General features: G+C 40.5%; 4 protein-coding genes, 14 tRNA genes and 2 rRNA genes. All 20 read right to left on the reverse strand.

The genetic code is table 11. The features are described from left to right. Positions 1-2492: 2492 nt before the first annotated feature. Complete coding sequence (locus tag D569_RS0115215; protein ID WP_018933299.1) at positions 2493-3404, reverse strand: tyrosine-type recombinase/integrase; 912 nt, start codon at positions 3402-3404, stop codon at positions 2493-2495. 12 nt (positions 3405-3416) lie between these two features. Beyond that, complete coding sequence (locus tag D569_RS0115220) at positions 3417-4388, reverse strand: tyrosine-type recombinase/integrase (RefSeq protein WP_018933300.1); 972 nt, start codon at positions 4386-4388, stop codon at positions 3417-3419. Between the two features lie 525 nt (positions 4389-4913). Continuing rightward, positions 4914-5489, reverse strand: a complete 576-nt coding sequence (locus D569_RS0115225; protein ID WP_018933301.1) for a hypothetical protein — start codon at positions 5487-5489, stop codon at positions 4914-4916. A 168-nt stretch (positions 5490-5657) separates the two neighbouring features. Further along, positions 5658-6779, reverse strand: coding sequence for a phage major capsid protein (locus D569_RS0115230; protein ID WP_083939056.1), 1122 nt, complete (start codon positions 6777-6779; stop codon positions 5658-5660). Between the two features lie 255 nt (positions 6780-7034). Then, positions 7035-7116: transfer RNA gene (locus tag D569_RS0115240), tRNA-Leu, on the reverse strand. A gap of 11 nt (positions 7117-7127) precedes the next feature. Further along, positions 7128-7201 (reverse strand) — tRNA-Cys (locus D569_RS0115245). 47 nt (positions 7202-7248) lie between these two features. Next, a tRNA-Gly gene (locus D569_RS0115250) sits at positions 7249-7323 on the reverse strand. A 5-nt stretch (positions 7324-7328) separates the two neighbouring features. Further along, positions 7329-7403: transfer RNA gene (locus tag D569_RS0115255), tRNA-Gln, on the reverse strand. A 10-nt stretch (positions 7404-7413) separates the two neighbouring features. Then, positions 7414-7489 (reverse strand) — tRNA-His (locus D569_RS0115260). Positions 7490-7503: 14 nt separating this feature from the next. Then, a tRNA-Trp gene (locus D569_RS0115265) sits at positions 7504-7574 on the reverse strand. Positions 7575-7607: 33 nt separating this feature from the next. Then, positions 7608-7693 (reverse strand) — tRNA-Tyr (locus tag D569_RS0115270). Positions 7694-7736: 43 nt separating this feature from the next. After that, positions 7737-7812, reverse strand: a tRNA-Phe gene (locus tag D569_RS0115275). 20 nt (positions 7813-7832) lie between these two features. After that, positions 7833-7909: transfer RNA gene (locus D569_RS0115280), tRNA-Asp, on the reverse strand. Positions 7910-7912: 3 nt separating this feature from the next. Next, a tRNA-Met gene (locus D569_RS0115285) sits at positions 7913-7989 on the reverse strand. Positions 7990-8016: 27 nt separating this feature from the next. After that, a tRNA-Val gene (locus D569_RS0115290) sits at positions 8017-8092 on the reverse strand. Between the two features lie 8 nt (positions 8093-8100). Beyond that, positions 8101-8175: transfer RNA gene (locus tag D569_RS0115295), tRNA-Glu, on the reverse strand. 11 nt (positions 8176-8186) lie between these two features. Next, positions 8187-8278: transfer RNA gene (locus D569_RS0115300), tRNA-Ser, on the reverse strand. 2 nt (positions 8279-8280) lie between these two features. Further along, positions 8281-8355 (reverse strand) — tRNA-Asn (locus D569_RS0115305). Between the two features lie 12 nt (positions 8356-8367). Continuing rightward, positions 8368-8484, reverse strand: a 5S ribosomal RNA gene (gene rrf / locus D569_RS0115310). 119 nt (positions 8485-8603) lie between these two features. Continuing rightward, positions 8604-8872 (reverse strand): 23S ribosomal RNA (locus tag D569_RS0115315); the annotation flags it as partial.

An 8872-nucleotide genomic window follows, 5' to 3' on the forward strand; every position in this document is an offset into this window, starting at 1 on the left:
ATCTGAACACCAAAACTGTCTACTCTTAGAGAAGAATAATCTAAATAAACTTTTAACCTCCTCTTTATCAATACAGAAAAGCTGTTCAGTCGCTTGAGGTAGCCAAGCTTGGTAGCTAACACTCCCTAGAATACCTCTAAGACGCTTCATATTAGCTTGTATGAAGAGATAACTGACTCTGAGGGGTAAACTACTAGGTAGCTACTAGCGAGCCTTAGAAGGGAAATATGAGCGTTACTCTAAAATTGGCAATCTCAAAAAATATTTTCATAAAAATGTCACTTAGGGAGTTGAGAGATACCCCCTACCCTTATTTTTTTTTTGAGTAGCTCCTCATAGGTACTTGGTAAAAGATAATAATAGCTCCCTCGTAAAGCACAGCTAAGTAGTTAGAGCCTACTGAGGAAGCTATATTTTATCTTTATTTTTGTTTCCTTGAGGTAGCCAAAGAGAGGAAGCTACTAGAGCACCTCCAGAGTATCACTGAGAAGCTTGTATTTGAGCTGTACTGGCTAGTAATAACACTCTGAAGGGTAAATACCAGAGAGCTACTAGAGAGCCTTAGAAGGGAAGCTGAGAGGTAGGGTATTTGCGAGGTGATAGCTCCTCAACTGTGCTCATGAGAGTGATACTGGCTAGCGGTACTCTATTGGTAATTACTGTTATTGAACCTTCCTAGCGTGATAGTTACTAAAAATGTCACTTAGGGAGTGGGGAGACCTCCCCTACCCTCATAATTTCTCGCTCCTTAGTTACCGCTTAGTAGCTATCTCCCTAGACGCTCTCTCTGGCTGTCTCAGTGGCTTGCTGAGGAGCTTTTCTATCAAGGTTAATGGTAAAGGTATAGTGGCTAGTAGGGAAGCTGAGAGGTAGCTTGTAGGCTGTATCTGGTGAGCGGTACTGGTGAGGTGAGCTAATGAGGTCTCACCACAGAACGCTCTTTAAAGTATATTCTTTAAAGGGAAATCTGGGGTGAAGCTAATGAGCGGTAACTAAAGAGCTAGCACCTCATAATAAACAATAAAAATAAAATACAACTCCCTCATAAAGCACAGCTATTAGTAGTACCTACTGAGGAAGCTATCTTTAATCTTTTATTTATTTCCCTTTGAGGTAGCACTAAAGAGCTAACCCTAAAAGTGGTCACTCTCTTAATAGAGAAATATATTAAGCAAGTAGCCACTTTTTACTTCTTCTGAGAAGCCAAGCTGAGAGCTTGTACTCACCAGCTAAACCTAGCTAGTTAAACTCACCAGCGCACCTCTCTCAAGCCACCAGAGAGCCATACAGAGGAGTTAGGAAGCTTTGAAGGGTAAACTACTAGACACCTCTTAGAGACGCTTAGAAGAGCCACTAGAGAGCTTGTTTGGAGTGTTGACATATCCCTTAAAGTGTGTTATGGAGAGTACCCTCTAGGAAGCCTTGAGAGAGCCATAGAGAGGTGATAGCTAGCTAGGTAAGGTCTAGGTAGGGGAAGCTGGTAAGCACGCTCAGAAGGAAGCTATGGAGGTCTTACGAGGTAGCCAGCTCATAAGCGGTAACTATCAAGCGTGGCTACAATACTAGCGGTAGTGTGTTCAGTAGGAACTAGCGTCAGTGTGTTCGCTCCTCACGGTAAATCTGGTTAGCACTGGGTAATACTCGTTAGGAGTACAAGAGTTATCACCAATAAGCTTGGCTTTAAAGCGTGCTCAGTAGGCTTTAACTAACTTAGTCGGTCAATAAAGACCGTACAAGAGTTACCAGCTCTAAAGCTGACCTTGTTGGTGTTTACTTAGTAAACGTCATAATTGATACTCTCTGGCTTGATAGTGAAGCGTTGTACCGTCTGTACTGAGGTCTAAAAGGGGAGTGTCTGTTCGGTTGTACTATGGAGGAAAACTAGGGGCGTACATGGGAGGGTAAAGCTTATTTCACGCTCTGGAGTCTACCTCTGGAGTCTACCTCTGGAGCTACACTGGGAAGCCACCTCTCCAATACACCATTAACCAGTATAGCTAGGGAGATACAACTGAGGAGTTAAGCTCTCCAACCCCTCTTGTGGGTTTTCCACCTCTTGAGCCACACTGAGAAGCCACCACCTCACCAACAACCACCAACCAGTATAGCTAGGGAGTTAGAGACACCTTTAACGTCTTTAAAGCTACACTGAGGAAGCCAGCTCATGAGTAATAGCTAAGGGTTAATAACAAACCCTAAGAGCCAGCTCATAAGTAACCCCTACTCTTCGATACCACTCAGTTAAACTAACTAGCGTGGAGATAGGGGAGACATAAAAAAAAAAGAGTCTGTGCAAAAGCACAAAACTCCTTAGTTATCTTCCTCATAAGTAATGAATGGAGGTAGGTTATTTCCATCAAGTAAAGCTTCTAGTTTCTTAAACGTAGTAGGTTGCTTCTCTGGTGAGACTGAGAGGAGAATATTGCAACTCTCTATTTTTAGATTTATCCTCTTACCACTTCTCCATATTTTAATAGTTGAGTGGAATACCATCATAACAACCCCTTGAGAGGGTTATTCCTATCTAGCGTATCTTTCAGCTCATGAGAGAAGTATCCTACATATTGCTTAGTAACGTCTATTTTAGAGTGTCTAGCGAGGAGCTGTACCTCTCTAATGTTAGCTCCTTTAAGCATGGTCTTAATAAAATAATTTCTCATACAATGTGCACTGAAGTCTCTCTCAATGTTAAGCTCAGCTTTTAATCTCTTAAATATAGTCTGTACTGAGTGTTTACTGAGTTGATTTCCTTCTCTGGTAGTAAATAAATGAGCTGGCAACTCACTAAACTGACCTTGAAGGTAATGCTTAAAGTCTATCAATTCCCCTCTGAGTTGCTCTGATAACGGTACTGACTGTGTTTTTCTACTCTTGCTTGTTCGTATCATAATGAGACTGTTATCAAAGTCAATTTCAGTCCATTGAAGGGAGGTCATTTCACTAAGTCTTAACCCAGAGCCAGCCAATAAAATAATTATTGCAATATTACGTCTGGTAGTGAAGCTATGGTCTCTCTGGTATTGTTTCTTTAAGTGCTCCAGACAGTCTTTCAAGTCCTTATCAAGTAATATTTTTGGAGAGTCGCTCTCACGTTTTAGCTTAACACCTTTAGAGAATGGCTCTTCAGTTATTCCTTCTTCACATAGCCAGTGAGCTAGTGCTCTTAATAAGCGTAGCTTTCCGTTTACCGTCTTAGCTTGGTTTTTTCTTTTATCAGTACAATACTTGAGAAAGTCTTTTGTGTTCTTACTGTTAAGCTCTTCTATCCTCTCAAGATTATTCTCTTCGAGCCAGTTATTCCATACTTTGAATAAGTCAATATAGCTCTGGATAGAGTTATCTGTTAGTCCTTGAAACTTTCTATCTTCAATAAATAGTTTTTGCGCTTCTCTAATTGTCCTCATGAGCTATACCTCCTACAACCTAGTAGAAATGCTCTTCAGAGGTGAGAAGCTTTTGTGCTTGTCTTTCACATCTTCTGAGAAGAGATTAACGTATGTTCTAACCATTTCCATGGAAGTATGACCTAGTATTTGTTGAAGCTCAAAGATACCAGCTCCAGACTTAACTGAGAGCTTTGCAAAAGTGTGTCTGAAAGTATGAGGTGATATTCTCACTCCAGTTACTCCAGACTTACTACCATAATAGCTAATTCTATTTTGTACTTGTTTCTTACTCAGAGGAGTACCATCAATAGTAGTAAATAATGAAGTACACTCAGCAACTCCTCTAACAGCTATCCACTTCTCAAGAGTATCTCTCATTTTCTTCTGGATAGGTACGACTCTTTCACGGTAAGTCTTAGCGTTTTTAATATATATGCTTCCCTCTCTGAGTCGAACATCATCAACTTCAATACCAACTAACTCATTAGCTCTAACTCCAGTCTCAAGCAAGAGGAGCATAATCACATAGTCTCTAAGTCCAGTGAATGTCCTCAAGTCTGGCTGTCTCAGAAGCTTGTCTAATTGGTCAGCTGTGAAGGTCTCAACAATACTCTTTCTATCCTTCAAGAGCTTAATGTTTTCTACTGGATTATGCTTAATATATTTTTGCTTATGTAGAAAGTTGAAGTAGGTTCTTATCGCTCTCAAGCGTGTGTTAATGGTAACAACTTTCAAGCCTTGCTCTTGCATATAGAGAATAACATTTCTTTTAATTGTCTCCTCAGTGACACTATTAGGGTCTGTATCTAGCTCTTGCTCTTTGAGATAGCGCTCATAAACTTTCAACTCATTAAGATAATACTTCAAGGTATGAGGTCTTAAATTTCTAAGCTTGCAATCCTCCTCAAAGAAATTTATCGAGCTTTCAAAGTCACACGATTTAGTCTCTTTTACCACCTTAGCTAACTCTACTGTACTTAAATTATTACTTCTTCTAGCCACTATTATTCCTCCTTGTATTGGTTCGTATGACACCACAAGGAATACGACTCATGGAACACGACTTGTCAGTAAAAAATCGTGTCTGGTAAACACAAAAAAGCTCCCACTCAAATGAGTAGAAGCCTTGTCATTACTGTTTCAGTTGATACCAGTGGTCGGGGTCGAACCGGCACTCCAGAAGGAACACGATTTTGAGTCGTGCGCGTCTGCCAATTCCGTGGAATAGGCATGGTATCAAGGTTTTTTCCTATATTGGTCAATGCTTTAATTGTAATTGTCCATACGATTATTAAATACCTATGTCTCCATTCTAGTATAAATATTTACTAATAACCATTTGCAATATTATCCAATAAACAATATAAAGCCATTTGTTAAAACCAATTATAAATTGAACTTTGCACGGTGTTGGCATTGATTAAAGTCACATAAAATAAGTGTTTTTTACTAAGAACTCATGGTCACCGATGTGAGTTCTTTTCATTTTTTATTGAAGATTCTTATTGAAGTAATGCACCCGTTAGCTTAATAAAAACATTTTTGTATTCTTGGAACCAACTCTTTGTAATTAATAAAAAAATCTCTTATCGGAATGACTGCAAGATATGAAGATTCGGGGATGTTAGCCAATACACATTCATCATAAATTAAACTAATGTGTAATCTCTTGAGTGGTGTTTTGCCCCTTTGCATTAACCAGTTTGTCAAATCTATATATAATGTGTGACCTGTTTCATCAATAGACCTTTCCATTGAAAAACGACCTGCAAAACTACCCCACCAAACCTGAAAGGCCTTGTAAACTTCATTAAAGCTCTTTAAATTATCCGTACTAATTTCAAACAATTTTTGATAAAATAAATCTTTATCTTCATAAAATATTTTTAAATCGTTATCACTGCTAAATATCTTTTGGAAAACTTCATTCCACAGTTCCTTATACCTTATTTCAAAGTCTTCTTTAAACACCATTTTTGTTGATAAATAAGGAAATCTTAGGTCATCTTCATTTCGATTTTGATTGAGATAAATATTTTGTATGTAAATCAAAAAGTTTAAAGTAAATGATGTGTCCGTCTCCATCTCTAATGAATTTTCCACATCTATCCCTCCCATTGATAAAGTGATTATTTCAGTAATCAAGGAATTACACAAGCATTTCTTATTCCACTAAACTGCCCCGTTAGTTCAATAACAATTATTTCAAATATTAAAACCTTTTACAACAAAAAAAGCAAGGGTTCCCCCCTGCCTTGTGAAACTTTATTTCTATACTGTTGGTCTGATATATGAAATCAACTTCGGATTCGTCAACGCAAAATCACTATTGATTCTTGCACGAATCTTAATTTGCCCACGGTTGAAAGCATCACCTGATTTATCGATATCAATTTGAAGTCCACCTTCGGACAAAATGCCCCATGCAATAGGTTGAAGGTTAGCAACAACCCCTTCGCCTTCATCAAGTCCACCACCTAAAGAATAGGTTTCAAGGTTCTCCATGAATTTAGGGGGTTGAATATATTGCCCTGTTGTATCTGTTAGCAATTCTAAATCCATTGCATCAGCATTGTTTAGAATGATGCCATTAGGATTGCCGTTTGCACTTCTGATTGCTCTAAACCCTGCCCCAATACTTGCATAATCAATGGTCGTTGCATCAATTAAATTGATGTTAGGGTCATTCAAGATACCTTTATATCCATTAACACCTCCACCCTTCAACATAAAACTTTGAACGGCTTGTGCCATTGCAGATGCCATGATATTTGTTACCGCCATTCCAATATCAAGTCCACCTGATTCAATCAATTCTAGTGAAATGGAAGTCATTGCATACAATGGTTTTGCTTCCAATCGTACTGAATCGAATACAGGGGCACTTTCAACAATTAAATCATTTTCAACCTTAAATGTTGGCAGAATATCACCCACAACCTTTGGAATCACAAGTGCCTTTGTTGTCATTGGATAGATTGTTGTATTCAACAAGAAATTTGTATCTCTCATTAGGTCAATAAAATTTTCGTATACATCAGTAGGAACCACAATGCCCCCTGAAGTTGTTGAAAGTGCTTGTCTTACCTCTTGATTTCTAAACTTGCCTGTTACATGGGAGTAAATTAGATCCCCGATTGTAACGCTTGTATCATGTTTTCCGATTCGTTCTTTTCCTGTATATCCTCTAACTTCTAAAGGGTTTTCTTCAGAACGCTTTTTTGCTCGGTTTTCTTTCATTTTGTCGGATGAACTTGGGTTTTGCATTGCTTTAAATCTTGCTTCACGTTCTTGCATACGTTCCGTTAAATCTTCAAGGTTGTTAAAATCATTTTTTTCTAGTTCATTATCAATGGTTTGAATCTGTTTTTCAAGACTTTCAAATTTCTTGATAAGTTTTTAATTCTGTTATCCATCTGAAAATCTTTAAAAAGTTCCTCTACCGTTTTCTCCAACTTAACTTTTTTCTTTCGATTAATTACAGCCACAAAAAATCTCTCCTTTAAGAAAATTAGTCTTAAAGGTACTTAATAATCAAAAATTGTTGTCCACACGATTTGGAAATCACTTTAGCAAAATAAAGCACAAAAAAAGCCAATGCCCTGATTGCTCAAAGCATTGACTTATAAAGGTTTATACCTTTTTTGATACCGGTGGTCGGGGTCGAACCGACACTCCCGAAGGAACACGATTTTGAGTCGTGCGCGTCTGCCAATTCCGCCACACCGGCATAAATAGAAATGGAGGCGGCAACCGGATTTGAACCGGTGATAAAGGTTTTGCAGACCTCTGCCTTACCACTTGGCTATGCCGCCTCGATATAAATAGTATATGATATTTAAATGAAAATGTTAAATACAAATGGAGCGGAAGACGGGATTCGAACCCGCGACCCCCACCTTGGCAAGGTGGTGTTCTACCACTGAACTACTTCCGCATGAATGGCTGGGCTAGCTGGATTCGAACCAGCGCATGACGGTACCAAAAACCGTTGCCTTACCGCTTGGCTATAGCCCAATATTTTAAATGGGGCGACCAGTGGGGATCGAACCCACGCGTGCCGGAACCACAATCCGGTGCGTTAACCACTTCGCCATGATCGCCATGATAAGAAAAACAGGGGTAGTAGGAATCGAACCCACACTGGAGGTTTTGGAGACCTCTGTTCTACCGTTAAACTATACCCCTACGATTATCATAAAATATAAAATTAATAAAAAATGGTGGAGGGAGTAGGACTCGAACCTACGAACCCGATGGGAGCGGATTTACAGTCCGCCGCGTTTGGCCAACTTCGCTATCCCTCCATAAATATTGAACATATTAATAAGAAAGAGAAAACTCTAAAAGTGGTGGCTCGGGACGGAATCGAACCGCCGACACACGGATTTTCAGTCCGTTGCTCTACCGACTGAGCTACCGAGCCAGGAATTGATAAGTTTAAAGTGGCGGTCCGGACGGGACTCGAACCCGCGACCTCCTGCGTGACAGGCAGGCATTCTAACCAACTGAACTACCGGACCTTTTGGTTGCGGGGGCAAGATTTGAACTTGCGACCTTCGGGTTATGAGCCCGACGAGCTACCAGACTGCTCCACCCCGCGATAATAAGGAATGTATTAATTTTTGAATGGTGGAGGATGCAGGGCTCGAACCTGCGACCCCTTGCTTGTAAGGCAAGTGCTCTCCCAGCTGAGCTAATCCTCCTAAGTAAGTGGTGACCCGTACGGGATTCGAACCCGTGTTACCGCCGTGAAAGGGCGGTGTCTTAACCACTTGACCAACGGGCCTATATTAAAAGTGGCGGAGAGCGAGGGATTCGAACCCTCGGTACGGCGTTGACCGCACACACGATTTCCAATCGTGCTCCTTCGACCACTCGGACAGCTCTCCATTGGCTCCACAGGTAGGATTCGAACCTACGACCGATCGGTTAACAGCCGATTGCTCTACCACTGAGCTACTGTGGAATGGAAGAAAATGCCTGGCAACGTCCTACTCTTGCAGGGGCGTGAGCCCCAACTACCATGGGCGCTGGAGAGCTTAACTACTGTGTTCGGCATGGGAACAGGTGTGACCTCTCCGCTATCGCCACCAGGCTTGTACTGTTATTTTTAGTGACAAAGAATATTATACTATGTATTTTGAAAAAATCAAGTAAAAATTTAATATACTTTCAAAACTAGATAAGAGTCATCAACAAGCTCAAACAAATTGTATAGTTAAGTCCTCGATCGATTAGTATTCGTCAGCTGCACATGTCACCATGCTTCCACCTCGAACCTATCTACCTCATCGTCTCTGAGGGATCTTACTCTATCGAATAGATGGGAAGTCTCATCTTGAGGGGGGCTTCATGCTTAGATGCTTTCAGCACTTATCCCTGCCACACGTAGCTACCCAGCGATGCTCCTGGCGGAACAACTGGTGCACCAGCGGTGTGTCCATCCCGGTCCTCTCGTACTAAGGACAGCTCCTCTCAAACTT

Source organism: Gracilibacillus lacisalsi DSM 19029 (assembly GCF_000377765.1).
Taxonomy (GTDB): Bacteria; Bacillota; Bacilli; order Bacillales; family Amphibacillaceae; genus Gracilibacillus; species Gracilibacillus lacisalsi.

Bases quoted from the DNA above. Each gene is read 5' to 3' on its own strand.
- D569_RS0115215 (WP_018933299.1), bottom strand. From the start codon at position 3,404: ATGAGGACAATTAGAGAAGCGCAAAAACTATTTATTGAAGATAGAAAG.